Annotated in this window: 2 protein-coding genes and 2 pseudogenes; 3 read left to right on the top strand and 1 reads right to left on the bottom strand. The window is 45.4% G+C overall.

The window, feature by feature from the left end:
- The 3 genes and pseudogenes from F6K37_RS43030 to F6K37_RS43020 form a co-directional block, all read left to right on the top strand.
- Positions 1 to 227: pseudogene (locus tag F6K37_RS43030) on the top strand (RNA-guided endonuclease TnpB family protein); the annotation flags it as partial.
- 8 nt (positions 228 to 235) lie between these two features.
- A pseudogene (locus F6K37_RS43025) lies at positions 236 to 493 on the top strand (SAM-dependent methyltransferase); the annotation flags it as partial.
- Positions 433 to 603, top strand: coding sequence for a hypothetical protein (locus F6K37_RS43020; RefSeq protein WP_154659680.1), 171 nt, complete (start codon positions 433 to 435; stop codon positions 601 to 603). The pseudogene F6K37_RS43025 and the gene F6K37_RS43020, both read left to right, overlap by 61 nt.
- 14 nt (positions 604 to 617) lie before the next feature.
- Here F6K37_RS43020 and F6K37_RS43015 read toward each other — a convergent pair whose 3' ends face one another.
- Positions 618 to 1,277 carry an ATP-dependent Zn protease gene (locus F6K37_RS43015; protein ID WP_287257296.1) on the bottom strand — a complete coding sequence of 220 codons (660 nt, stop codon included), beginning with the start codon at positions 1,275 to 1,277 and terminating at the stop codon, positions 618 to 620.
- Positions 1,278 to 1,279 lie beyond the last annotated feature (2 nt).

Raw genomic sequence — 1,279 nt, 5'->3', positions numbered from 1 at the left:
AGTTAGGTCTTGATCTGGCCAAGGTGGGTAGCGGGAGCTTGACACTCCCACATCGGTACGATCTTTTTAACTCTCTAAAAAAATCATACCGAACAAGAAGCGAAGCAGCACGGGTTCACCCTGCTGCTTCGCAACCTTGTAGAATCCCCCGTGCTTCAGCCGGGGGAGATGTCAAAGAAAAGGCAATGCTGAATTTCTACCCTTTGCTGACAAAGAATTTGAAGTAGTATTTAATACCATCAGCTTTTTACACTACCTAAATCCTCAACAAGTTTTCTCAGAAGTTAGTCGGATCCTGGAACCCAAAGGACATTATTACCTAGTAGACTATTCTGTTAGAAAGCGAAAAAAGTCTTTACCAATTTCCCCTAACCAGATTCGTTTCTATAGCCGACAGCAACGGGAAGAATTTGGCCAGGTAGCAGGTTTGTCATGCTTAGGGCATCACCATCTCCTCGGACCAGTTGTGCTAAGTATCTTTCAAAAACCTTAATAACTATAATAATAATTCCCTCTCTTCACACCTCCGATCACCTACCACACCTCCTTCTCTTTCCCGATTCCCGACTCCCGATTCCCGACTCCCGACTCCCGACTCCCTAACCAAAGCGCTATAGTTACTGAATCACCTCACAGCACTCTGCCACAGATGCCCGTTTTTCCATAGCAGCCACCAGTGCTTCATAAGATTCCCAGTGTTCAGTAATCATACTAGTCGCCTGACGCTCAGCCCATCGTGCTTTCACTGAGTACTCACTACCAGAAAAACCTAACCCTTCCAAAGCATCTCGGAGTTTTTCGCAGTCTTCTGCTCCGCCCTCAACATTCTCATAGACTATAGTTTCCGCAGCAATCCCTGCCATCCAAACCGTGCAAAATCGATCTAAGGTTAATCGCATTTCTCGAAGATTATAAGCCTTAGCCGATAGTGCTTCAGTATCAAAGCTCACACCACCATTACCCAGTTGTCCCTCCTTCAAAGCTTCCCAAGCACTTAAGGTGTAACCAGTGATTGGAATACCAAGTAAGTAAGCCACCAGAAAATGACCCGCTTCATGGCGAATTATGCGTCCGCGATGTTCAGGATTAGTACTCGCCAATACATCTAACAGCAGCGTTAACCCTTTCCCTTGGAAGCTGAAGCCATCTAAAGTAACAAGACTCAAGACACCAAAAGTAGTTACCGCAGGGATTGCCGGAGAAATATTCAACAGTGGTCCTAGCAAAACCGAAAGGGTCATGCCAAAAACACCAATAGCAATTAAATTCAGCGCAATTT

This window comes from Moorena sp. SIO4E2 (assembly GCF_010671945.1).
GTDB lineage: Bacteria > Cyanobacteriota > Cyanobacteriia > Cyanobacteriales > Coleofasciculaceae > Moorena > Moorena producens.
The sequence above is the reverse complement of the archived record's forward strand: the minus strand, read 5'-3'. Positions and strand labels throughout refer to the sequence as shown.

Bases quoted from the DNA above. Each gene is read 5' to 3' on its own strand.
- F6K37_RS43020 (WP_154659680.1), top strand. From the start codon at position 433: ATGCTTAGGGCATCACCATCTCCTCGGACCAGTTGTGCTAAGTATCTT.